The following is a 24,131-nucleotide window of genomic DNA, read 5'->3' as shown; positions in this document are numbered from 1 at the left end:
ATACAATCCATGTAATTTAAGGTCGTTTAAGTGTGTACATGCGAAAGCTGAAGAAAATACTATTGTGGTTGTTGGGAATAGTGCTGCTGTTGATGTTATCGGTACACTTGCTGCTGCAATACCGTGCCCGGCAAGTACTGAAAGAAGTGGTCGAAAACTTATCGGATGACCAATACAGTGCTTATGCAAAAAAAGTAGACATCGATTATTTTCCTGTATCTGTTCGACTGGAAGACTTTGCCTTGCAACCATTGCGTACTGATAAAAAACTGGTTCGCTTTCAGGCAGATAACATTCAACTTACACTGGGCTCTTTCTGGGCATTGCTATTACACAACAAACTGGATGTGCAAGCCATGTATTTGCACAAAGCCAACCTGGTAGCATACAGCAATTATCATGCAGATAGTACCGGCATTCGCAAGCCGGTTGCACAAACACTTGCTGCAGTACAGGAAAAGTTTTTTCAGGTGTTTGAAGCCATGGATGTACGTGATGCGCATCTCACAGATGCGGCGTTTAAAATCATCAATGAACAGGATACCAGCAGGTATTTTTCGCTCAACCATTTGAACCTGACACTGGAAGGCTTCGACTTATCGAAGAATGGAACTACAAAAACAGTACCCACATTTACCAGCGGCAACATCACTTTGTTGCGTCCCGATATTCATTTGGAAGACAGCAGCCTGCAAATACAATTGGGCAAACTGGTGGCAGATGGCATAAAAGGCGATGTAGAGATTGACTCACTCGACATCAACTACCAAACCCTGAACGATGCACATGAAAAAGTACGCCTCAATAGCATTGACATCCGCAACTTCAACTGGCCCCGTTACCTTACTGAAGGATTTTTTGAAGTGGATTCTGTTTTGATTGATAAAGGAGAAGCTACACTGGACCTCAGTAACAACAATGCTGCAAAACGAAAGCAACGCACTGCATATGAGGGCAGCTCATTTCTCATACATCATGCGGCGATTTCCAATGTAACCTACGCCCTCACCACCAATAATTATGTCGATAAAAATGATGTATCGATGATGCGTTTGCAAGGCGATCAGTTATTGGTGGATGAGTTATCTATCATTAAAGGAAGGAAACCGGTGCTGGATGTTAGTACCCTCAATGTGCATATCCGCGACTACTCAGAAACAGACAGTAATAGTTTATACCGCACTTCGCTCAGCGATTTGGCAGTTCAGGACCACACCCTCATTTTACGCAACTACCAATTGAAGGAACGACAAAAAGCCAATGCACCCGCTAACACCGTGGTAGTTCCACAACTGCGGCTGGATGGTTATTCGCTCAGCGATTTGCTCTTGCGTAAACTCATTGCCCAAAAGCTGACCGTAATTCAACCGAAGTTGAACTTGCATGTATTGGGCAAACAACCTCAGCAACAACCGGCCAACATCAACCAACAGGTAGATGCTATGCTGCGCAAAATAGAAGCCAGCATACAGCTGGATGATATCCTCGTGCATGAAGCAGTAGTAAAACTCATTCCGAAGCAAACTCCCAATCAGGAATTTACATTGCTTGGCCTATCGCTGCGCATTGATGGAAAGCAAGCGGTAAAAGCCAATAATGTGAAGGAACTATTGCAATCCATCAATGCATTTCAAACACAAGGCTTCACACTCACAGGTAAAAACATTTTACTCAAAGTAACTGATGCTAAACTACTGAGCAATCCGAGGGGATTTTATTTTGGGAGTGTAAAAGGCCAGTTTGGCGAAATGGCAAATATTGATTTGAGGGGTGTACAAATACTGAATGCCAACAACAGCATTGACCTCACAACGCAAGAGGGTCTTTCGCCATCACATGTTTCAGTACAAAGTGGCAGCATTACATTTTCATTGGACAAAGTCAGCGATACAAATAAAACCATTATTCCACCCATCCGTATTGGTCAGCTTGATTTAAACGACATTCAACTGAATGTGCAACAATACAATCAAACAACTGCCACAGCCAGCATGCAGCTACATGGCAGTTCCCTGCTGTTCGATAATAGAATGGCCAGTTGGGATAGTTTGCGTATCAACAGCAGCGGTAATAATTGGCAGCAAGGCAGCACCTCGTTATCTGCCGGCAGTATTGCATGGTTGCAGCCCGGCGTGTTGCAGGTACATCAAGCCAAGGGCAATACACAATTCAACAATGGAAAACTGGAATTCAATATCCCCACCCTTACTGCTGCACTCAACATCAGCAATACTTCTATTGATGCTTGTCGCATTGCGAACCTTCAATTAGAACAACCCTTTTTTCGCATTCACACTATAGCAAAAGAATCGACAGCCAATCAGTCATCCTCTTCATCAGGAGGCATAGCCACACCTGTTTTTGTGCAACAATTACAGATGCATGATCCGCACATTGAATGGCTACACCTACAACCCAAAGGAGATACCATTGCATACAGCAACGTTCGAAAAGGATTACTCAATATGAAAGATCTTCGCGTCGATGGAAATACCGCTTCTAACTTCAGCATCAACAGTATCCGGTACAGCGGAGATCAACCCTATGCATGGTTGGCCAAACAAGCCTGGCAGCCTGCACAAGTACAAGCCACGTTAAGCAAACTGAAATATAATGCTGCCAATCAACAATTGACATTTCATGTAGATAGTTTGCAGGTAATGGACCTGTCATACACATTCACCGGCAATGCAAAAGACACGACCAATATTCAGTTTGGCAACATGGGTATAGCCAATTATGCATTTGATACCAGAGACAGCATTCAATGGAAAAAATTGTTATGGCAACAACATTGGTGGATAAGCAACACGCAGTTGCAATACCGCAATCCTACGCAGGTAATGAGAGTGCATGGATGGCAAGCCGCTCAACAACATGGCCTTCGATGGGCACTGGACTCAATGCAATGGCGTCACCGGCAAAACAGAGAAGTCTTTTGGCAACAGGAGCCGTTTGAAAAAGACCATTTGCAAATCAGTACCGGCCGCATTCAAGCAGAAAGAGTACAGTTAGATTTACAACAACAGAAGCCGCCCATTCATATTGGCCGGTTATTGATTGATGCCATCAACGTATGGCCACAAAGAGATAAAACCAGACCTGTAGACACGGTGCAATACCGACCATTGCTGGCACAGCAACTACAACAAATTCCGTGGCCATTGCAACTGGACACCATAATTCTTCGTAATGGAAAAGTGCAGTACAATGAAATCAACCGACGTACCGGACTGGAGGGTATGGTACAATTCACACAGGTGCACGGCATGCTCACCAATGTGAAGACGCATCATCAGCTTCCGCAGGATTCATTGATTGTATTGGTAAAAGCATCGTTCTACAACCAAGCACCCATATGGGTAATCCTTCGTCAATCCTACGCTGATTCATTGCAAAGTTTTTGGATGCGCCTTCGCATGGGTCAAATGCAAATGCAGGAAATGAATGCATTGCTGCGATCGCAACTCGGCTTACTCATCAGCAACGGTACCGTTGACACACTTACTTTACTTATCAATGGCAATGATCGTTTTGCGTATGGTACTATCGATATGCGCTATCGAAAAATGAAGGTTCGGCTACTCAATAAAATGGGAGAAGAACACTATTTAATGTCGGGTGCTATTAACTGGCTGGCCAACCGTGTCATTCGCCGACACGACAATGGCAATCCCAATCTTGTATACAAAAAACGGAATGTAAGCAAAGCGCATATCAACTTTTTGAGCAAGATTGGATTGGAAGCGATGCTCATCAATGTCGGTATCAAAACCGACCGTAAAGAGCGGAAAAAATTCAAAAAGAATTTGCACAAGTACAAACTGCCAACCAACTATTGGGGCAATGATGATTTGTAACAAGCATTCTGAACCTAATGGCCGGTTATTTTTGCCCCTGCTATGAAAAGCCTCGATCGTTTTTTACAACAGCAACGCATTCGCAAAGCTGTACAACACATACCTGCAGGTAGCCGGCTGCTCGATATTGGCTGCCATCAAGGCGAAATGCTGCTGCAACTGGGCAAGCATATTTCTTTTGGTGTGGGCATCGATCCATTGTGCCAAACCATTTCTACCCAACCGCACCTGCATTTCATCAAAGCACAATTTCCTTTCGATGTATCGCCGCACTGGCAGTTCGACCGCATCACAGCGCTGGCGCTGGTAGAGCATTTGCCCAACGATGTATTGTTGCCTTTTTTCAGCTGCTGCTTTGAATGCTTGCAACCCGGCGGTCAACTTATTTGCAGCATTCCAGCCAAACAGGTGGATTATATTTTAGCCATACTCTCCAAACTTCGTTTGATTGAGGGAATGAGTCTGGAAGAACACCATGGGTTTGATGTACAACAAACACCAGACATTGCCGCCAAATCAGGTTTTCAACTCATCCAGCATCAACGTTTTCAACTCGGACTCAACAATCTGTTTGTGTTTGGCAAACCGGCTGCAGTGGTGTTGTAAATTGCTGCACATTTGTGCTTATGTTGTCTATCTCTGTTGTTATGCCTTGCCTCAATGAAGCCAGAACACTGGCCAATTGCATTCGCAATGCACAACAGGCACTGCAGCAAGCAGGCATTGCACAATACGAAATCATCATTGCCGACAATGGCAGTACTGACGACTCTCTGCAAATAGCAGCGTCATTTCAGGCTAGTGTAGTGCAGGTAACTACCAAAGGTTATGGAGCAGCTTTGCATGCAGGCATTTCTGCCGCTCAATACGAATGGATCGTTTTTGCCGATGCCGATGAGAGTTACAACTTCGGCGACTTACCCAATTTTTTGCCTGCCATGCAGCAGCACTATTCGCTGATTGTAGGCAACCGGTTTGCCGGTGGCATCGACAAAGGCGCCATGCCTTTTTACACCGTTATCTGGGCACACCGGTTATTTCATGGATTGGCCGGCAGTCGTTTGGCGTGGCATTGAATGATTTTAATTGTGGCATGCGGGCCATACGCAACAGTGCCTATGCACAGCTCAACATGCAATCGCCGGGCATGGAGTACGCTTCGGAAATGATTGCCAAAGCAGGACTGCAACGCATGCCTATTGCTGAAGTACCTGTGCGGTTGCACAAAGATGGTCGCAACAGAAAGCCGCATTTGAAAACCTGGCAAGATGGTTGGAAACATCTTCGCTTAATGTTGCTGCTCAGCCCCAAGTGGCTGCTGCTGGCACCAGCTGTTTTGTTTCTACTAGCAGGTGTACTGCTCGGCAGTTTATTACTCTTCAATTTTATCGAAGTCTTCAATCTGGTTTTAGACATTCACACGTTGTACTACGCTTCTGTATTTGTGATGCTGGGTATACAACTGTTGCAGTTTTATGTATTGGCACGTTTGTACGGCAGTAGTATGGGACTTTATCCTGCCCGTCGTTTTTCGCAGTGGGTGTTTCGCTGGCTGGGTTTTGAAACCGGCTTGCTGACTGGCGCATTCATTTTCTTTTCAGGCATTGCATTATCGTTGTATGCCGTATGGCAATGGCAGCAGGCAGGTTTCGGTCCCTTGGAGCCATCTGCTGTTTTCCGCATCATTATACCTGCAGGTTTTTGTATTTCGCTGGGCATGCAAGTGATGGTGTTTGGTTTTTTACTGTACAGCCTTCGTCAATTACAACAGCAAAAGCTTCGCTAAACATGTTGTCTAAAACAATCATATGGTGGCAACACAACAAAGGCCTGTTGCTATTGCTGTTCTTATTAGTAGTACTGAGGATACCTCATTTCAACAGGCCATTGAGCAAGCACCACGATTTTAATAATGCGGTGATTCTCATCAATGCTGTGAGCTGGCAGCAAGCAGGTGGAGGAGCAGCATTTGCGTATACCCCGCTCATGAACTTTCAGGGAGAAAGCAATAAACTTCTTGAAAACGGTCCGCACATTGATGCTGAGCATAACCATGTCTATCTTTCATTTGGTGCAGGCTGGTATGTATTGCCCTATTTCGTTTTTGAATCCCTGCACATGTCGCCTACACCGGCGGCACTGGAAATACTCAACATACTGATAGGTATGTTGACCACATTGCTACTTTACCGGTTACTGCTTCACTGGCTGCAACATAAAAAATCAGCACTGCTGATTACGGCCTTCTTTACACTAATGCCTGCGCCACTGTGGTACATGGGTCATAGCTATGTTACCACCGGCATTATGCTGCCATTGCTGTTGTGGATACTTCGCTTGTGGCAAATAGCATCCACAAAACAACTGAGCCTGTTTCAGCTGTTACAATTATTCACGGCATTTGTATTGCTGCTATATATTGACTGGCTGCCGGTATTTGTAGGTTTCAGCATGGCAGCATGGGCCCTTTGGAAAAGCTTTCGCCAACCGCAATACCATGTCGTTTGGATAACCTGTGGCTTGGCTGTTGCAACGGGCATATGTCTGGTGTTTACTCAGTTTGCCAGCTACCTTGGTTGGGAACAAGTGTGGCAGTACTGGCAAAGCCGTAGTGCAGAAAGGTCGATGGGCACAGCCGGCAATACAACTATACAACTTGTACTGCAAGCAGGCAAGCATTTGCTAAGTGGCTACTTTCCATTGTTTATTGTAGCAAGCCATTATTGGTATAAAAAAATTGCCATCCAGTACAACTTCCGTTTTAAAACATTGGAGCACTTGGGCATTGTGTGCTGTGTTGCTCTACAACCTGCTGCTGTTTAACTGGAGTGCATTACACGAATTTGCCTGGATGGCGTTCGGCCTGGTCTTTTGTTTGTGGCTCTTTCTGCATTATGGTGAAGCATTGCTGTCAACCGCTGCTACATGGGTACGTGCAGTGATGGTTGTTTCACTACTGGCATTTTATATCATCAATCTGCCGGGCCCTAAAAACATACGTGGTGAGCCTTACAACGCACAACAAACCATCGCCAGCCACATACAACAAAAAATTCCTGCTGATGCCATTATCCTAAGCAATCATCAAGCACCAAAGATTATTGAATGGTACAGCAAACGGACTTTCAATTTTGCAGCAAATGAACAAGCAGCACAAAGCATTGCCAACAGTAAATCTGCGACGGTTTATTGGGCACTGTTCAACGGTGAAGAATTGTTGTTGATAAAACAACTGACTGTACGATCTGCTACCGCAAATTGAAGGTGATATTTTGAACATGGCGGTACACCACCGGCTCATTAAACTGCACGGCTGGCTGCCACTTCGGGCTTTTGCGCATCAACCGGAGCACCTCTTGCGACAAGCTGCTATGCGGCGATTGCCGTATTTTAAAATCTGACACAGTTCCATCTTTAGCTACATTGAACTGCACTTTTACTGTACCAGTAATATTGTTTGTTTGAGCATATTCAGGATACTGTAATTCCTGCTCCAAAAACCTGCGCCACCCCTCTGCGCCTCCTGGAAATTCAGCCGGTTTTTCCAGTACGCAATTACCCTTTACAGTTTGGCCTGCTTCATCATAACAGATGAGATTTTTTTCTTCACCTGCTTCATAATACACTTCCATTTTCACCTGCCCGCTTTCGGTTTTCACCAGCCATTTTCCCTGCCTACGACTGTTGAACAAGCGGCCATAAAACTTTGGCTTTCCTGATGGATGAATGTATGCATGACAAATGCCATTCCCTGCACTATCGGTAATGCTGATGTAGTCCATGTCTCCTTCTCTGTTCCAACTCACACAGGTGTCGGCGAAATTGCCATGATTGTAATGGTACTCGCTGTTCAGCGTTCCATCATCATGCCATTGAAAATAATCACCATGCAGCTGGCCTTGCTCATACCAGCCTGAATCAGCCAATACAGCATTGTCGTGATAGGCCTTAAACAAGCCCTGCTTTACTTTCCGTGTACTGTCTGTATACCAATAGGTTTCCTTAATAATGAGTTCGGGATATCTGATGAGCTGTGCCCGCCACAACAGGCCATCTTTCCATATGGCTTCAATGTAATTGAATGCCTTTGTTCCAGACACATCTTTTCGCTGATAGTCTTTGTAAAACACCAATGGATCGTCAATGGTTTGACTGTGCAATGATGTACCTACAACAAAACATAACACAATTGCCAATATACCCTGTAGCAAAATATTCTTGCATTTCATGGTTCAAATATATTGCCTACATAAATACAAGAAGGTAGTAGATGCTTACGGAGCCAAGCGGGAAATATTCCAGCCACCTTCTGGATTTTGCTGGTACAAAATGCGATCGTGCATGCGGCTGGGGCGACCCTGCCAAAACTCCATGCGAACGGGCTTTACCCGCCAGCCTCCCCAATGCGGCGGTTTGGGTATTTCGCCGTGTTTGAAGCGTTCTTTATAAAACTCAAAAGTTTCTTTTAGCCAGGCTTTACCTGCCACCGCCAGGCTTTGTGGCGATGCCCATGCACCCAGCTTGCTGCCATCAGGGCGGCTGTTGAAGTAGGCAATGCTTTCTGCTTCACTTATTTTTTCGGCGATGCCGGCAATGCGTACCTGCCGCTCCAGTTCTTTCCAAAAAAACAGCAGGCTGCATTGGTTGTTTTCCAGCAATTGCTTGCTTTTGGCACTATCGTAATTGGTAAAAAAAACAAACCCTTCCTGATCAAATCCTTTGAGCAAAACGGTACGGGCTTCAGGCATGCCATCGGCGCCGCAGGTGGCCAGTGTCATGGCGTTGTGCTCCAATATTTGGGCGCCGGTTGCCTCCTGCCACCAATGACCAAACTGGGCCACCGGTGTGGCGGCTACCGAATCTTCATCGAGGGTATGCAGGGTATAATCTTTACGTATATCGGCTATGTTATGTTGACTCATGACTTTAATTTTTGGTTTGCAAAATTCCTGTTTTTCGCCGCAGCAAGCCACAAGTATTTTGACGAGAGATGTACCACAGCTCAGGGGCTGCCCGGGCTGGAAGGCCACGCCTCGACTTAGTCGAGGGCGGGGGCCCGCAGCGCAGCGAAGGGCGGCACCCTGAAAGCACGGGAACAACTGCCGGGCCATGTACTACTGCCGACAGCCCCAAAAAAGTATGTCATCATGGGCAGTGAAAAGAGTTTCTTAAAATAGTTGTTTATGCAACCATTTTTTGGTTACTTCGTCATCATCTTGCTTAAAAACTGTTTTGCTATATGAATCGCTCCATTAAAAAAGTGGCTGTGTTGGGTAGCGGCGTTATGGGTAGCCGCATTGCGTGTCATTTTGCAGGTATCGGCCTGCCGGTACTGCTGCTGGACATGGTACCCAAAGAAGCTACCGAAAGTACAAAGCCCGCCGAACGCAATAAATTGGTAAACGATGCGCTGGCCGCTGCGCTGAAAAGCAACCCCAGCCCGGTGTTTACCAAAAGCGTAGCTAAAAAAATAACCACCGGCAACTTTACCGACAACATGAAGGACATTGCCCAGTGCGACTGGGTGATTGAAGTGGTGGTGGAGCGCCTCGACATCAAACAACTCATTTACGAACAGGTAGAAAAATACCGCAAGCCCGGAACGCTGATTACCAGCAATACATCGGGCATTCCCATTCACATGCTGAGCCAGGGAAGAAGCGAAGATTTCCGCCAACATTTCTGCGGTACGCACTTCTTCAACCCGCCCCGCTACCTGCGGTTGCTGGAGATTATTCCCACGCCCGATACCGACCCCGCCATCGTGGATTTTTTGATGCACTACGGCGATTTGTACCTGGGTAAAACCACCGTGCTGTGTAAAGACACACCGGCCTTTATTGCCAACCGCATTGGTGTGTTCAGCATGATGGCCATTATGCGGGTGATGGAGCAGCAAGGATTAACTACCGATGAAATTGATGCTCTCACTGGCCCTGCCATTGGCCGACCCAAGAGTGCCACTTTCCGCACAGCCGATGTGGTGGGTATAGATACGCTGGTAAAAGTGGCGCAGGGCGTAGCCGCCAACTGCCCCAATGATGAAGCCAAAGACATTTTTACCATCCCTGCGTGGCTGGAAAAAATGGTAGCGGCCAATATGCTGGGCGACAAAACCAAGGGCGGCTTCTTTAAAATGGACAAGAGCGGCGGTAAAAAAGAAATACTGACGCTGAACCTGCAAACGCTTGAATACGGTGCGAAAGTGAAACCAAAGTTTGCGAGTATAGAAGCCGGCAAGCAAATTGACGACCTGAGGCAACGTATCAAAATGCTGGTAGCTGCCCCTGACAAAGCAGGTGAATTCTACCGTGCCTTCCACCACCATTTGTTTAGCTACATCAGCCACCGCATACCCGAAATAAGCGATGAACTGTACCGCGTAGACGACGCCATGATGGCGGGCTTTGGCTGGGAAATTGGCGCCTTTGAAACCTGGGATTTGTTGGGCGTAGCCAAAACCACCGACGCCATGAAAGCCGCTGGTTTCAGCGTGGCGGCTTGGGTGGAAGAATTCATTGCTGCCGGCAACAAAACTTTTTACAAAGTAGAAAATGGCAAACGACTTTGTTACGATGTAGCCAGCAAAACCTACAAGCTGCTGCCAGGTGGCGATAACTTTATTATTCTTTCTGACCTGAAAGAAAAGACCGTTTGGAAAAACAGTGCCTGCACCCTCGTAGACATGGGTGATGATGTGCTGGGCCTGAGCTGGAGCACCAAGATGAATACCATTGGCGGCGATGTACTGGCGGGCATTCAAAAAAGTGTGGCCATTGCCGAAGAAAAATACAAGGGACTGGTGATAGCCAACGAAGGCGCCAACTTCAGCCTCGGTGCCAATGTGGGCCTCATTTTTATGTATGCTATTGATCAGGAATATGATGAGCTGGACATGGCCGTTCGCATGTTCCAGAACACCAGCATGCGGCTGCGCTACAGCAGTGTGCCCGTGGTGGTAGCGCCGCATGGCATGGCGCTGGGCGGCGGCTGCGAGTTTAGCCTGCATGCCGATAAAATACAGGCTGCTGCCGAAACTTATATTGGCCTGGTAGAACTGGGCGTGGGCCTGATACCCGGTGGCGGCGGTACCAAAGAATTTGCGCTGCGTGCCGGCGACGAATACTTTGATGGCGAAATAGAGATGGAAGCATTGAAGCGTCGCTTTTTTACCATTGGCATGGCCAAAGTGGCCACCAGTGCGTACGAAGGCTACGAACTCGGCATCTTACGCAAGGGTATTGATGAAGTGAGCATGAACATCAACCGCCGGGTGGCCGATGCTAAACGCAGCGTGTTGGAAATGTACAACGAAGGTTATGTGCAAGCCCGTACAGCGTACCGATGTAAAAGTGCTGGGCCGTGGAGCATTGGGTGCCATGCTGGCCGGCCTCAATGGCATGCAGCTGGGCAACTACATTACAGAACACGATGTGAAGATTGCGAAGAAGCTGGCCTACGTGATGTGCGGCGGCGACCTGAGTGAAGCAGCATTGGTAAGCGAACAATACCTGCTCGACATTGAGCGGGAAGCCTTCCTGAGCCTCACGGGTGAAAAGAAAACACTGGAACGCATACAGAGTGTATTGAAGGGAGGAAAGCCGGTGAGGAATTAACCGGTATTTTACCCCAATCAAAAAAGCGATCAGCACAAATGTTCTGATCGCTTTTTTCATGAATCAATATGGCTAACTACCAGGCACTTTTCTCTTTTAGTAAAACAGTGAACGTACCCTTCAAATCAATGAATCCATCCATCACGATGGGCTGACCATTGGGATTTTTGCCTGTAAACATTTTGGCCCGGGCCAACCCACTCACCGGATCAAATTCCAACAAGTTTTTGGTGCCATCGATGTGAAACACCGGTGGCACTACTATGCCATCTCGCAGCAATATGTAACCGTAGTTGCGGGCATTGGGATTAATGCTGTTCAACCCTGCTCTTCCAGCATACGAATAGATGAGGATGGGATGCTTTTCTTCCCGCCAGGTAAGGTCAACAGCATGAAATGATACCGGCTGTGTGATGCCTGCCTTTTGCAATAACTGTTGCATGGATATGGTGGCCATGCTGGTATCCATAATGGCAGCAGCATTGTTGCTTACACTAAGTCCGTTGGCAAAGAATTTAAACTCCCCCATTTGCTGTATGGTTTGCTTGGTTTGCTTCAGCAATACAGCACCTTGCTTGTTGATGATGGCCGATACGAAATCTGCAATGTTAGCGGGTTGTACTCTTGCTCTTCCATTTTGAAAATAGGAAGGCATAGCGCTGTACATAAAAGGAATTGCCAGTTTGCCAGTGGCATCAACAAAGCCATATTTGAGTTCATTAAACTCATTTCTTTTTTGCACCAATGCCAGCTTGTCTTTGAAAGGATGGCCTGGACTGTTGAATTGATCTTGCACCAGGATACTGCCATTCAATTTCCTGTAGGCTGCTTTGCTACCTGCCGGCTCGTTACTAAAAAAGAAGCCTTCACCAATAGCATTCGGATAAAAGCCTGGCTGATACTTTTTTCCATCCATTGCAATGATGTTGTATGGCTTTTGCGTAAGCGACACCAAATGCCGCTTATCTGCCGACAACTGAAAAGCCGCATAAGGATCATGAATCACTACTTTGCCAGTGGCATCTACAAAGCCAAAGCCATCTGGCGTACTGTAATTGAACCAACCATTGTGAATGAGTTCATTATTGATATTGAAAACACCAGTACTGCTCAGCGTTTTGTATTTGTTGTAAGGCACCAAAATTTCGCCGCTTGCATTCATCAAAGCATAGCTGTTGCCTTTGCGCAGTACCACAGCGCCCAGATTGAATACACTTTCAAACACGTCAGCATCAACATACAATGCTTGTGGCGAAACAATGCCTCCTTTATGTGTAGTGAAATTTGTTTGCTCCAGCTGCTGCACAGTGAGTAAAGGTTGTGCTGATACGAAGCCAATAGAAAACAAACAACAAATAATACAGCAGAGGATGAAGAAGAGATAACGCATATTACAAGGGTTTGGCGGATAAGATAATACCCAATCTGCCAAGATGCAAGCCTGATCTACAATCCTTACACACCCTTAACAAAAGAGCTGTGATACAATTACTGCACCAATACCTTTACCGTTTGTGCCTGCTGGTTTTCATTTGTCAGTAGCAGCGTGTACAAACCAGCGCTGAGTGGTGCGGGCAATGTCCAGCTCAGGTTGGCAGCACCTTTTGCTTGTAGAATGCAGGCGGTGGCCACTGGTCGTCCATCGTTGCTATACAATTGAAGTGAGTAGGTGCCGGCTTTTACTTGTGTAATGAAAATGGGCTGGCCTGCCTTTGCCGGATTGGGAAAGACCTGCAGCAATTCTTTCGTTGTGGTTTTCTCCACAGTTGGTTTCATTGATGCTGCAGGCTTTGATTTTTTCTTCTTGCGTACAATCACCACTTCGCCAGAAAGAGCCATCACTGCCTTGGTAAACTGTGCATGATGTTGGTAAATATGGTAAGACTTCAATGGCGCCAATTGTAGTTGATGTTGCATGGGCATGTATCCAACGAATGAGTATTGAAGTTGTACCGATTGGCCGGGATCTTTCAACCGCAACTCATACATACCCAAGCCATTGGTAGTGGTGCCCTGTGAAGTGCCTGTTACTTGCACCGTTACGCCTGCCATGGGCATGCCGCTTTCATCTGTTACCTGCCCCTGGATAATGACAGGTAGAGTATCTGGCATCTTTAGCTTGCCCATTGTCACCACTTCAGCGTTGGATTTTGGAGCTGTCACTACCACCGTATCCCCATAGGTTGCTTTTTGTGCAGTCGCCCTGTTGGCAAACAATGCGCCGGAAATGAGAGCTGCCCAAAACCACTTTACCCGTAGCCATTTCCGTTGTAAGTGAGTGGGTTGCAACGGCCGGTCTAATTGTAGTGCCAAAAAACGGCCACAGGTATTGCCTGTAGCAAGCTTGCAATGTGTCAAGCACTTCATCATCAGTCATTGTGGTAAAATCAATCACCGTTTTTTGACACTGGCCACAAAAGCGACCTTTTTCTGCGGGGGTCATGTGCTGCCAGTTTTCGTGGCAGGGCTTGGGTATGTGTACCATAAACAATGATTGCTGCATGTGTTTTCTTTTTATAGAGGGAAAGCGCAACCGCAGGGTTGGAAAACACTTTCATTTTTTTCTGACCATCACATGTTCCCTGTAAAAAGTCGATTTCCTCATTCCGTAATCGCATTTCCCGATACGGCAATGCAGTACTGCCATGGCTGAATACGTTTGCACCCGTTTCACAAAAATTAAAGGGCAATGCTTGCAAGTTGAGCTGCTGAAAAAAATAAGGCAGCATCGGCATGGTAAAGTATTGCCTGTACATCACCTTATTAATTGCAGCAACACATGAAGCATCTACAACAATTTTCATTCATTCTTTTATTGTGCAGCATACTGGTAGCACACAGTATCACTAGCCAGGCGCAGCAAGCCACCGGAAATATATCTGGTACTATTACTACTGCAGACAATCATCCTGCAGAAGGCGTAACCATCAGCATACAGCCAACCGATCGTAGTGCAGTGGCCGACAACAATGGCCATTTTGAATTGAACGGGTTAAATGCAGGAACCTATACCTTATTCATCACCCTCATTGGTCATCAGGATGTGAGCCAAACAGTAACAGTAACCGCTGGCCAAACGAGCAATGTGAGTTTTTCTTTGACACTGAAAGACAGGGAACTGAATGAAGTAGTGGTGCTGGGCAATAAATCCATGTTTAAAACAAACCGCATCAGCAGTTCACTGCGTTTGCAAACGCCCATTCAACAGCTGCCGCAAAACATTCAGGTAGTTACTTCCAAACTCATTTACAACCAACAAATTTTCGATATGCTGGAAGGCGTGACCCGCAATGTAAGCGGCGCTACCCGTAGGGAACACTGGGACAACTACGCCAACATAACCATGCGTGGTAGTAGTGTGGCCGCCTTTAGAAACGGCATGAATGTAAGCACCACATGGGGGCCGCTTACCGAAGACATGAGCATGGTAGAACGTATTGAATTTGTAAAAGGTCCGGCAGGCTTTATGCTTAGCAATGGCGACCCCGCAGGCTTTTACAATGTGGTAACTAAAAAACCAAGCGGACGCAGCAAGGGTGAAGTAAGTATGAGCCTCGGCAGTTTTGATTTTTACAGAACATCTGCCGATCTAGATGGCAAACTCAGCAAAGACGGCAAACTGTTGTACCGCCTCAACATCATGGGGCAGCTCAAAGGAGCTCACCGCGATTATGATTTCAACAACCGTTATTCCATTGTACCAGTATTGAAATATTTGATTGATGAAAAAACAAGTGTAACACTGGAGTACACGCATCAATTTGCTGAAGTAAACGTGATTGGCTCCAACTACCTGTTTTCTAAAAAAGGATATGCTGATTTGCCCCGTGATTTTACAACAGCAGAAGCCAGGCTGGCACCAACCAAAATGAATGACAAAAGTGTGCTGGCCATTTTTGAACACAAATTCAATGACCGTTGGAAGTTTACTGCACAAGCTGCCTACTTCAATTATCAGCAGCGTGGTGCATCGCTGTGGCCATGGGGCTTTCAGGCCGGCAACGACAGCCTGATGCAACGCGGCATGAGCATTTGGGATATTGAAGGCATCAGCAAAATGGGACAGGCATACCTGAATGGAGAAGTTCAAACAGGCAGTGTTGGCCACAAAATTTTAGCCGGTATTGACCTGAGCAATAAAGACTATTACCATGATTGGAATCAGGGTGCAGCATTGGGCACTGTGTTCAATATTTATGCACCTGTATATGGCACGGCTACCGCTCCTGTTTTTGATCGAAGCAAAAACATTCGTGAACGTGGCGTTCGGTATTACAATGGTTACAAAGGCATGTATGTGCAAGATGAATTGAGTTTCTTCAACAACATGGTACGCCTTACATTGGCTGGTCGTTTCACATCGCTTACCACCGGCAATGCATACAGCGGCGATTACAACAGCACCCGTTTCACACCACGTGTAGGTGTAAGTATTTCACTGGATAAAAACACAGCTTTGTATGCGTTGAATGACCAATCATTCATGGAAAACTTTGGTGCAGACTGGCAGGGAAAATCATTTGACCCCATTGTGGGTAACAACATGGAGCTGGGTATTAAAAAAGACTGGCTCAATGGGAAATGGAACAGCACTGTAGCCGTGTATCAAATCACCAGAAAAAATGTTCTCACTGCCGACCTCGAACACCCCAATCCAGCCGGCGGTTATTTCAATCGGCAAACGGGAGAGCAAACCACCAAAGGTTTGGAAGTTGACATTAAAGGACAGCTGTTTCGTGGTCTTGATGTTGTAGTAAATTATGCTTTTACCGAAGCCAAAGTAACAGAAGACAGCAAACCTGAAAACATTGGGACACAAGTAGCAGGCAGCAGTCGCCACATACAAAACACATGGCTCAATTATCGTGTTGAAACAGGCGCATTGGCAGGCGTGGGCATTTCGTTGGGCTATCAATATCAGGCAAAACGTTCGCCGTGGTTTGTGTTTGATGGCAGCAACAATAGTTTGCCCGATTACTTCCGTTTGGATGCAGGTTTATCGTATCAGAAAGGAAAAATGGGATTCAATTTGTTTGTGAACAATCTGCTGGATGAATACCTCTATTCTGGCGGGCCTTACGCCGATTATTTTTATTGGCAGGCCGAAGCCGGCATCAATGCACGTTTCAGTGTAAACTACCGCTTCTAAGAGCACATCACATTCGCAACTTTACTAAAGAAAACATGGATGCCTTCACATACAAGGCATGCATGTTTTCTTTCTGCACCTGGTCCGTATCAATACTTTTTATCGCTCTTCTAATTTCATCTTGCCCACATGCGTTTTAAAAAAATTATTCGCAACATTCACTTGTGGTTCGGTTTAAGTTCCGGGCTTATTGTTGTTTTTCTCGGCCTCACTGGTTGCATACTTGCTTTTGAAGTAGAAATCCGAAACTGGACCGAAGACTTTAGAAAAGTTATTCCTGAAAACCGTTCGTTTTTGCCACCGTCTCAACTCAAAACCATTGCCAACAAACACCTCACTTCCGGCATGGCATTGGGCATTGAATATCCCGGAAAAGACAAGGCAGCCATTGCCCCTTACTACGATTCGTTACATTATGAATTACTCTTTCTCAACCCCTACACTGGCGAAGTGCTGCAGCACAAAAACATGAAGAAAGATTTCTTTCGCATCGTCATTGATGGACACTTTTATCTGTGGCTGCCACCACATATTGGCCAACCCATTGTAGCCACTGCTACACTAATGTTTGTAATACTTATGATTAGCGGCCTCATTCTGTGGTGGCCCAAAAGCAAAGTAGGTCTTAAACAACGCTTCAGTATAAAATGGAATGCCAAGTGGCGAAGGGTGAACTACGACCTGCACAATGTGCTCGGATTTTACATGACCTGGGTGGCCATCTTTATTGCTATCAGTGGCCTGGCATTCGGATTTGAATGGGTGGCAAAAAGTATTTATTTCGTGAGCAGTGGCGGCGAACAGATGGCCCCACATGAACATCCGCACTCCGATAGCACTCAACCATTGCAGCATGCATCTATGGCGGATTATTTATGGCAGCAGCATCTGCCACAGGTAAAAGCTCATGAAAGCATGGCGGTGTATTTTGCGCATACAAAAGAAGACCCGCTGGAGGTTGTTGTTAATCATCAACCGGGCACTTATTACAACAGCGATTTTTACCATTATGATCAGTACAGTGGGAAAGAATTGGAAGCAACAGGCAGCTATGCAGGAAAATTTGCAACTGCAAAACTTGCCGACAAAATTGTTCGCATGAATTATGATATTCATGTTGGTGCAGTACTCGGGCTACCGGGTAAAATCATGGCATTTCTGGCCAGCCTGCTGGCAGCTAGCTTACCCATAACCGGCTTTATCATTTGGTGGGGACGGCGAAAAAAGAAAGCTGTGAAAACATCAGCCTCATCATAATCCTACAATACAACGACTTCGTATTGCTGCACTTTAGCCGCTTGCTTTTCCCAACTGCGGCAGTAGGTTGCCAACAGCAGGAATGTTCCTTTTTTGGTAGCTGTAATTTTTACTTCGAGTACAGCACCTGCCCCTATCACTTTGGATTTGGCCGGCAATATTGAAGTGCTGATTTGCAAACTTTCTTCATCAGGATTCTGCAATTGCCAGTTGTAGCCGCCCACAGCTTCCTTTTGCAGCAAAATGGTTTTGCTTTCTCCAATGTGCAATGTGATACGCATATGTAAAAATAAAAGAACAGCAGGACGGTGCAGTAGCAACACCGAAACCTGCTGTATGTACTAAATCAAAGATGGCGATTCCTTAGATACCGAACTGTCCGGTATTGATGTATTCTTTCTTGATGAGGCACCAAAAGTCGTCGGCCAGGCCACGCAAAATATATTCGTACGGCAGCCAGCCGTAGCCCGCTTCGCCCCAACCAGTTCCCCAGCTATTACGGATGAGGATGGCGCCTTTGGTTTTCTTTTTATCGTTGGGGTTGGTGATGGTTTTGTTGTCATCAAAACCAACTGCCATTACCGCATGACCACCAGCAGTTTTTTCTGTTGCACTGGGGAAAGGTATCATACCCTTGCGACCGCTTTCGCTATACAAAGAGCTGTAGCAGGTAAAGCCAAACATGGCAGGTAAGCCTGCAGCCAAATGTGTTTTCAGGCTGGTCAAAATATCGGGGCGGGCTGTACCCGGCGGATCGAGGCGGTAAAACTGAATGGCCTGAAAACTTTGCCCGTAAGCATACAAAAAGGCACTGGGTTCCTGATCGTACTTGCTGATGACATAGGGCCAGTAAGATTCTGGCGGCGTGCCAAACAAAGCCATGGCACCCATGGTGGTGCGCAGAAAGGCACCTGTGTCGCCGGTCCAGCCGAGCATGTTGCGGGTTACTTTGTACAAAAACAATCTTGAGGCATCGAGGTGGCGGCCAAAGGCACGGTTCTCGAAATACTCAATCATACCCACACCAGCATGAGCCGTGCAGCTGCCAATAGAACCTTGGTCTTCAATAGGTGAGCACCAACCCCGAAGGTCTGCAGTTGTTGGTGCCTTTGCTGGCTTGCTACCTTTAATGTTGGCCGAAGCCAGCATGGCTTTTACAGTTTCGGTGCGGCCCACAGCCAGCAGTTTGGCGGGCACTACAGTACTGTCGGCGGTGTAATCGCGGAAGTCGGGCAAATCGGGCAACCAGCCCATGCCATAGTTCGATGTTTCCATAATGTGATTTTTGGGGGTGTAGAAAAAAAGTGTAGCATTATTTATGGCGCAAAGCTGTGAGCACCAAGCCCAGCAAAATGATGGCATCATACTTGCTGGTTTGCAGCAGTACTTTTTGCTGCACCAATAGCAGCTGGTTGTCTTTTGCCATTTTTTGCCAAAGCGTTTCGCTATGCTTTTGCGTGGTCATTTTCTGTATGTCGTTGGTGGTAATTAAGCCGGCTTGCAGCATGGCCAAAACCATTTGCCCTATCAGGTTTTTCGATTCTTCCAGTCGGTTGTATACCAGCTGATAATAATCCATGAGCACCTGCAAAGCTTCCCTTGCTATGCGGTAGCCAATGGTTAGTTCCTGGGCACGTTTGTTGCGTTCTATTTTTTCAAAGCTGTAAGGATCGGTGCCCCGAAGCAATGTGGCAAAATCGGTGTACAAGGATTTCATTTTTGATCTTTCCACCGGACCATTGTGTTGCTCGAAAAATTGGTCGCATCCTTGCAACCATTGCTTCAGCTGATCATCAAAATAATAGTCCCGCATCTCGTAAGAAGCAAACACTTTTCTGCCATCGAGCATCAGCTTATCGAGCAGCTCCAGTTTGTGGTATTGCAGTACAGGTATCATTCGAAATCTACTACTTTGGTTTCTTCGCCTTCTGCGTTTGTTACACTATTTACGAAAATGCCTTCCTCGGTAATCTTTGCCCTGATTTGTAAAATGGATATATCTGTGCCTTCTGTTTTCACTATTTGTGTTTCCGGACTTATGAGCAGATTCTTCAGTACACTATCTGTGAGGCGGATGTTTTCGCCCAGCGTTTGCTGTATCATTTTTTTCCATTCGGCTATCAAATCTTCCATGGTTTGAATGCGAATGAACCGTGTTACAATCAACGGATTCGGATTGGGTTTTACCCGCTCTACATTTGCATAAATACCCATGAGTGTTTTTACAATCCTGTCGATGTGTTGCACTGCATCTTCCTTCTTTTCAATCACCAGTTGATTGAGGTCTTGCAGATTGGGCATTTCACTCAGGTCTGTATACGCTTCTTTTATCAACTGACGCACTGGCATCATTTCTCTGGCATCGTTGGGAAAGGGTTTGGCAAACTGCCGGCCAAAACGATCGACATAACCGAGCATGAATTTTTCAAATTCTTCGTACTGCCAGGTAAACGTGTAAATGTTGTTGTACTGTGCACCCGCTATCACCATGGGAATATTGAGTTCCAGTTCTGGTATTTTAAACCTTGGTACAGAGAAATGTTTCATCACCGGATCTTTAGCATACTCGCCGGCAATGCGTACCGATTCGGTGTCGGCTATCACACGGGCCCGGGTGATTTCGCTGAAAATAAAAGAGAGGTATTGTGCTACGGTAATCATAACAATAGAGTGATACAACCACAGCCCATACCGGGCAAGCCGGCATGGCGCTGTAGCATGTTGTATGGAAAATGCGTTGGGAAGATTAGCTGGCCAGCATGTTCAGGATTTTCTCCAAACCTGCGGGCATTTCATCCTGAGTGGCTTTTACTTTCACATTCAGGCTGTATTCTTTTTCCACCTTTACACCAGTGCTGCTTTGGCGCTGGTAAGAGGCAGAAACTTTGAAGCTCACCGGACCAAAACCGCCTTTTACTTCGGCAGCTACATTCAGTTTGTCGCTGGTGTTGGACGTTTCAACGGAGTTCAGCTTTACGTTGAAGTTAATGTCTACCGTTTCGATTCGGATAGAGGGGATGGGCAGCATAGCCAGCAAGGGCACCCTGATAAAAGAATCGGTTTTTACTTCTTTGCCTTCCGCATCCACATCTTTTTTGGTATGCGAAAAGTCGACCATCACCAATTCTTTTTTACCGTCGACTTCTGTAAAACCTACGGCATTGATAAAGTTGATGGTAGCCATTGCCGAAGCAGTTTGTGCTTCAATAGCGGCTTGCAGCGGGCCACCAATCATCTTGTGGAAGTTGATGTTGTTGAGCTCACTGGTGAGGTTGGTGCTGGGTGCCCCCAGCGGACGGGGATTGCCACTTAATGCAGCAACAGATCGGATTGCTTTGGCAGCAACGTCTACCGGCTCGGTAGAAGCCTTACGTGTGGCAACGGCCTTAGTAGCGGTTTGGCTGCGGGCTGGTGCAGCTGCTTTTTTACTGGTAGCCATGTTTGTTTGTTTTTATGGAGTGAAGAAATGATGTGTAGAAGGTACTGTGTGTGCATGGCATTGTCAATACGCTGAAAGGGGTACAGGCATGCTGTTCATCGTTTTTTGACAATCATCAAGTTAACAATCAGGGTATGCAGCTATTGCTGGTGGATGTAAAAGTATTAGCTGCTAATGCTGTGTCAAAGCGTAGTTGTACTGAATTGCATCAGTAAAAGCCGAAGTAATTGATCATGAACAATCATTGCTGCATCGCCATGGCCCGGCATGTAATTTCCGGGCTTACATTTACCAGCAGATAATTCTTTAGCATGCACATGAACCAACCTTTTCGGCGGCATACCAATTCCCGTAGTAACATGATGGAAGGATTAATACTGCAGGGACTCAACAGCACCATGGGAAAAGTAGCTGTAGGCATGTTGCTGCTGTTAGGTAGTTGGTTGCTTGTTGGAAAAAAACAGCTGGATGCAAACAAGTTAACCAAAGTAGAGGCCACGGTAAAAAGTAAACCTTATCAACCGGGCATGGATTCATCTGTCCAGAAAAATCTGGTATTGATACCAGTTGAAGAAAACAGTAAACTTTTAGTTGTTGAAAATTTTGCGCTGAAAGCCATTGGCGCAGATAGCCTGATACGCAGCCTGCAAACTGGCGATAAGATTACAGTTTGGCTCGACGATGTAAATGCAGGCCACTTTGCCAACCGGGGAGGCGGCGGAAGGGTGCAAATCAGTTTACTCTCGAAAACCAATACCTATATTATAGATGATGCGGGCTACAACCGGGCTTTGGGCAATAACGGCCAAATGGGTTGGTGGGTTATTGCATTGGGCCTCAGCATGGTACCTTATTACTTTATCAGCCGGCCCCGCATTCACCCGGGCTGGGTATTTACCATAATAGTAGCGGCCATGCTGACTTGGCTCATTTGGGGAAATGGGTAGCCGCAACTGGCCTGACAGCGTGGTTTGGTGCTTACATAATGAAAAGGAAAAATATCGGGCCGGTCATTTCCAAAAATGCTTTTGCTAACTGAGGGATAGTGCCTTACTTTTGCGGCCTGAAAATTTAGGGGTAAACCCTGAAATCTTGAATTCTTTACACTATTCAATAAAAAACTATGGTGGACATTAAGCCAGATGAGATTTCGGCGATTCTGCGCCAGCAGCTCAGCAACTTTGACGCCGCAGCCAACCTGGAAGAAGTAGGTACTGTGCTTCAGGTGGGTGACGGTATTGCCCGCATTTACGGCCTCAACAACGTAAAGAGTGGCGAACTCGTTGAATTTGAAAATGGCGTAAAAGCCATCGCCCTCAACCTCGAAGAAGACAACGTAGGTGTGGTACTGATGGGCGACAGCGCTGAAATTAAGGAAGGCGACAAAGCCCGCCGTACCGGTCAGATTGCCTCTATTAAAGTAGGTGAAGGTTTGCTGGGTCGTGTAATCAACACCCTCGGTCAGCCTATTGACGGCAAAGGCCCGATTGCTGGCGAACTGTACGAAATGCCGTTGGAACGCAAAGCTCCCGGTGTAATCTTCCGTGAGCCGGTAAAAGAACCGCTCCAAACTGGTATCAAGGCTATCGATGCCATGATTCCTATTGGTCGTGGCCAGCGTGAATTGATCATTGGCGACCGCCAGACTGGTAAAACTGCCATTGCTATCGACACTATCATCAACCAGAAGGAATTCTTCGAAGCTGGTGTACCTGTATATTGTATATATGTAGCCATCGGCCAAAAGGCGTCTACCATTGCTGGTGTAATGAAGACTCTGGAAGACAATGGTGCCATGGCCTATACTACTATTGTTGCGGCTTCTGCGTCTGACCCTGCTCCTCAGCAGTTCTACGCTCCTTTTGCCGGTGCTGCCATCGGTGAGTTCTTCCGCGACACCGGACGTCCTGCCCTGATTATCTATGATGACCTGAGTAAGCAAGCTGTGGCCTACCGTGAAGTGTCACTGCTGCTCCGTCGTCCTCCCGGTCGTGAAGCCTACCCTGGTGACGTATTCTACCTCCACAGCCGTTTGCTGGAGCGTGCCGCCAAGGTGATTGGTAAAGATGAAGTAGCCAAAAACATGAACGACCTGCCCGAAAGCATCAAGCATTTGGTGAAAGGTGGCGGTAGTCTGACTGCCCTGCCTATCATTGAAACACAGGCTGGCGACGTATCTGCCTACATTCCTACCAACGTAATCTCTATCACCGACGGTCAGATCTTCCTGGAAGGTAACCTGTTCAACGCTGGTATCCGCCCGGCCATTAACGTAGGTATCTCTGTAAGCCGCGTAGGTGGTAACGCCCAGATCAAGTCGATGAAGAAAGTAGCCGGTACCCTGAAACTGGATCAGGCCCTTTACCGCGAAATGGAAGCCTTCTCTAAGTTTGGTGGTGACCTGGACGCTGCTACAAAGCTGGTACTCGACAAAGGTGCCCGTAACGTGGAAATCCTGAAGCAGCTGCAATACTCTCCTATGAGTGTAGAAAAGCAGGTAGCTATCATTTACCTCGGTACACAAGGCCTGCTCCGCGATGTAGCGGTTAAGAATGTAAAGGCCTTTGAAGAGCACTTTATGATGGAAATGGAGAACAAACTGCCCAACGTACTGGCTGAATTCAAAAAAGGCAATCTGAACGACGATAGCCTGAAGCAAATGACCGAACTCGCCAAGGGTTTGGCTGCTCAGTATAAATAAGCATAATCCTATTTACAATAAAAAGCTCCGGAGCATTCTCCGGGGCTTTTTTTATGACAAAATCTGTAGTAAGGGTTCTACAAACGACAGCGTGATGTAGTAAGTTTTA

General features: G+C 46.5%; 22 protein-coding genes. 12 read left to right on the top strand and 10 right to left on the bottom strand.

Features of this window, described 5'->3' with window-relative positions:
- Window positions 1-38: 38 nt before the first annotated feature.
- From GLV81_RS03100 to GLV81_RS03075, 6 genes are read left to right on the top strand one after another with little or no spacing between them, the layout of a single operon-like run.
- Complete coding sequence (locus tag GLV81_RS03100) at window positions 39-3,860, top strand: hypothetical protein (RefSeq protein ID WP_157476774.1); 3,822 nt, start codon at window positions 39-41, stop codon at window positions 3,858-3,860.
- A 42-nt stretch (window positions 3,861-3,902) separates the two neighbouring features.
- Window positions 3,903-4,466: a class I SAM-dependent methyltransferase gene (locus GLV81_RS03095; RefSeq protein WP_157476772.1), complete on the top strand. Its 564-nt coding sequence runs from the start codon at window positions 3,903-3,905 to the stop codon at window positions 4,464-4,466.
- A 20-nt stretch (window positions 4,467-4,486) separates the two neighbouring features.
- The gene (locus GLV81_RS03090; protein ID WP_157476770.1) at window positions 4,487-4,936 is read left to right on the top strand and encodes a glycosyltransferase family 2 protein; all 450 of its coding nucleotides are present in this window, start codon (window positions 4,487-4,489) and stop codon (window positions 4,934-4,936) included.
- Between the two features lie 17 nt (window positions 4,937-4,953).
- Window positions 4,954-5,646 carry a hypothetical protein gene (locus tag GLV81_RS03085; RefSeq protein ID WP_157476768.1) on the top strand — a complete coding sequence of 231 codons (693 nt, stop codon included), beginning with the start codon at window positions 4,954-4,956 and terminating at the stop codon, window positions 5,644-5,646.
- Between the two features lie 2 nt (window positions 5,647-5,648).
- Window positions 5,649-6,683, top strand: a complete 1,035-nt coding sequence (locus tag GLV81_RS03080; protein ID WP_157476766.1) for a hypothetical protein — start codon at window positions 5,649-5,651, stop codon at window positions 6,681-6,683.
- Window positions 6,655-7,122, top strand: coding sequence for a hypothetical protein (locus GLV81_RS03075; RefSeq protein WP_157476764.1), 468 nt, complete (start codon window positions 6,655-6,657; stop codon window positions 7,120-7,122). The genes GLV81_RS03080 and GLV81_RS03075 overlap by 29 nt, the downstream gene beginning before the upstream one ends.
- On the opposite strand, the gene GLV81_RS03070 is transcribed toward GLV81_RS03075, so the two are convergent.
- Together GLV81_RS03070 and pdxH are read right to left on the bottom strand one after the other, a co-directional pair.
- Entirely contained in the window at window positions 7,109-8,047 is a 939-nt protein-coding gene (locus tag GLV81_RS03070; protein ID WP_197428886.1) for an energy transducer TonB, read from the bottom strand. The genes GLV81_RS03075 and GLV81_RS03070 overlap by 14 nt on opposite strands.
- Before the next feature lie 87 nt (window positions 8,048-8,134).
- Window positions 8,135-8,782, bottom strand: a complete 648-nt coding sequence (gene pdxH, locus GLV81_RS03065; RefSeq protein WP_157476760.1) for a pyridoxamine 5'-phosphate oxidase — start codon at window positions 8,780-8,782, stop codon at window positions 8,135-8,137.
- Between the two features lie 317 nt (window positions 8,783-9,099).
- Here pdxH and GLV81_RS03060 point away from each other — a divergent pair, with 317 nt between their 5' ends.
- Window positions 9,100-11,346: a 3-hydroxyacyl-CoA dehydrogenase/enoyl-CoA hydratase family protein gene (locus GLV81_RS03060; protein ID WP_246186208.1), complete on the top strand. Its 2,247-nt coding sequence runs from the start codon at window positions 9,100-9,102 to the stop codon at window positions 11,344-11,346.
- Complete coding sequence (locus GLV81_RS19845) at window positions 11,294-11,476, top strand: hypothetical protein (protein ID WP_246186207.1); 183 nt, start codon at window positions 11,294-11,296, stop codon at window positions 11,474-11,476. Before GLV81_RS03060 ends, GLV81_RS19845 begins: the two co-directional genes overlap by 53 nt.
- Window positions 11,477-11,552: 76 nt before the next feature.
- On the opposite strand, the gene GLV81_RS03055 is transcribed toward GLV81_RS19845, so the two are convergent.
- The 3 genes from GLV81_RS03055 to GLV81_RS03045 form a co-directional block, all read right to left on the bottom strand.
- Window positions 11,553-12,866 carry a WG repeat-containing protein gene (locus tag GLV81_RS03055; RefSeq protein ID WP_157476758.1) on the bottom strand — a complete coding sequence of 438 codons (1,314 nt, stop codon included), beginning with the start codon at window positions 12,864-12,866 and terminating at the stop codon, window positions 11,553-11,555.
- Between the two features lie 98 nt (window positions 12,867-12,964).
- A complete protein-coding gene (locus GLV81_RS03050) occupies window positions 12,965-13,846 on the bottom strand; it encodes a carboxypeptidase-like regulatory domain-containing protein (RefSeq protein ID WP_157476756.1) in 882 nt (293 codons plus the stop codon).
- A gap of 17 nt (window positions 13,847-13,863) precedes the next feature.
- On the bottom strand, window positions 13,864-14,280 hold the full coding sequence (locus GLV81_RS03045; RefSeq protein ID WP_157476754.1) for a hypothetical protein: 417 nt from the start codon (window positions 14,278-14,280) through the stop codon (window positions 13,864-13,866).
- Here GLV81_RS03045 and GLV81_RS03040 point away from each other — a divergent pair.
- Both GLV81_RS03040 and GLV81_RS03035 read left to right on the top strand, forming a co-directional pair.
- Entirely contained in the window at window positions 14,256-16,625 is a 2,370-nt protein-coding gene (locus tag GLV81_RS03040) for a TonB-dependent receptor (protein ID WP_157476752.1), read from the top strand. The genes GLV81_RS03045 and GLV81_RS03040 overlap by 25 nt on opposite strands.
- A gap of 129 nt (window positions 16,626-16,754) precedes the next feature.
- Window positions 16,755-17,882 (top strand): PepSY-associated TM helix domain-containing protein, encoded by a 1,128-nt coding sequence (locus GLV81_RS03035; protein ID WP_157476750.1) that lies wholly within the window; start codon window positions 16,755-16,757, stop codon window positions 17,880-17,882.
- 2 nt (window positions 17,883-17,884) lie between these two features.
- Here the strand turns inward: GLV81_RS03035 and GLV81_RS03030 are convergent, their stop codons facing one another.
- From GLV81_RS03030 to GLV81_RS03010, 5 genes are all read right to left on the bottom strand, one after another.
- Window positions 17,885-18,163, bottom strand: coding sequence for a protease inhibitor I42 family protein (locus GLV81_RS03030; RefSeq protein ID WP_157476748.1), 279 nt, complete (start codon window positions 18,161-18,163; stop codon window positions 17,885-17,887).
- Between the two features lie 82 nt (window positions 18,164-18,245).
- Window positions 18,246-19,157, bottom strand: coding sequence for a C1 family peptidase (locus tag GLV81_RS03025; RefSeq protein WP_157476746.1), 912 nt, complete (start codon window positions 19,155-19,157; stop codon window positions 18,246-18,248).
- Between the two features lie 37 nt (window positions 19,158-19,194).
- Window positions 19,195-19,779 (bottom strand): hypothetical protein, encoded by a 585-nt coding sequence (locus GLV81_RS03020; protein ID WP_157476744.1) that lies wholly within the window; start codon window positions 19,777-19,779, stop codon window positions 19,195-19,197.
- Window positions 19,776-20,543 (bottom strand): hypothetical protein, encoded by a 768-nt coding sequence (locus GLV81_RS03015; protein WP_157476742.1) that lies wholly within the window; start codon window positions 20,541-20,543, stop codon window positions 19,776-19,778. The genes GLV81_RS03020 and GLV81_RS03015 overlap by 4 nt, the downstream gene beginning before the upstream one ends.
- Window positions 20,544-20,628: 85 nt before the next feature.
- Window positions 20,629-21,321 (bottom strand): DUF2589 domain-containing protein, encoded by a 693-nt coding sequence (locus GLV81_RS03010; protein WP_197428885.1) that lies wholly within the window; start codon window positions 21,319-21,321, stop codon window positions 20,629-20,631.
- A 359-nt stretch (window positions 21,322-21,680) separates the two neighbouring features.
- Here GLV81_RS03010 and GLV81_RS03005 point away from each other — a divergent pair, with 359 nt between their 5' ends.
- A complete protein-coding gene (locus GLV81_RS03005; RefSeq protein ID WP_157476740.1) occupies window positions 21,681-22,268 on the top strand; it encodes a hypothetical protein in 588 nt (195 codons plus the stop codon).
- A gap of 176 nt (window positions 22,269-22,444) precedes the next feature.
- Window positions 22,445-24,022 (top strand): F0F1 ATP synthase subunit alpha, encoded by a 1,578-nt coding sequence (gene atpA / locus GLV81_RS03000; RefSeq protein ID WP_157476738.1) that lies wholly within the window; start codon window positions 22,445-22,447, stop codon window positions 24,020-24,022.
- Window positions 24,023-24,131 lie beyond the last annotated feature (109 nt).

Origin of the sequence: Phnomibacter ginsenosidimutans, from assembly GCF_009740285.1 — a bacterium.
Lineage (GTDB): Bacteria > Bacteroidota > Bacteroidia > Chitinophagales > Chitinophagaceae > Phnomibacter > Phnomibacter ginsenosidimutans.
This window is presented reverse-complemented; position numbering and strand designations above follow the sequence as displayed.